The organism is Vibrio sp. 378 (assembly GCF_033339435.1).
Genome location: NZ_JAWOUO010001233.1, coordinates 1 through 511 on the forward strand (window position 1 = coordinate 1; position 511 = coordinate 511).

A 511-nucleotide genomic window follows, 5' to 3' on the forward strand; every position below is an offset into this window, starting at 1 on the left:
GCAAGCGAAAGCTGACAACGATGAAAAAGAAAGTCAGCGCACGCAATCGTGTATTCGTTCACTTAGTAAATCACTAAGAACTTAAAGCAAACATCTACACACCCGTAGATGTTTGCTGAACACAACTCACCAACTTAATCTTCTTGCTTACCTTCTGACGCTTTTTTCTCTTGTTTCTTGGCCTTAATTTCTTTGCGACGACGCTTGAAAAAGGCCTGTAACTGCTCACGGCACTCATCCTCTAACAGCCCTCTTTCGACCGTTGCGTAATGGTAAGCTGCTTGGCTCTCAAACAAGTTCAATACCGTACCAGCCGCGCCCGCTTTAAGATCTGGCGCGCCAAATACCACGCGTTTCACTCTGCTGTGCAACAGTGCTCCTGCGCACATCGGGCAAGGCTCTAGTGTGACATAGAGAGTGGTGTCTAAAAGTCGATAGTTTTCTAACACAGCCCCAGCGTTACGTAGAGTCTGAATCTCCGCATGTGCTGTTGCATCATGAGAGCAGATAG

1 protein-coding gene is annotated in these 511 nt (G+C 47.2%); it reads right to left on the reverse strand.

Annotated features, from left to right (window positions below):
* Window positions 1-134 precede the first annotated feature (134 nt).
* A partial coding sequence (gene tadA / locus R7Q48_RS31310; RefSeq protein ID WP_318134338.1) for a tRNA adenosine(34) deaminase TadA occupies window positions 135-511 on the reverse strand: 377 nt, incomplete at its 5' end.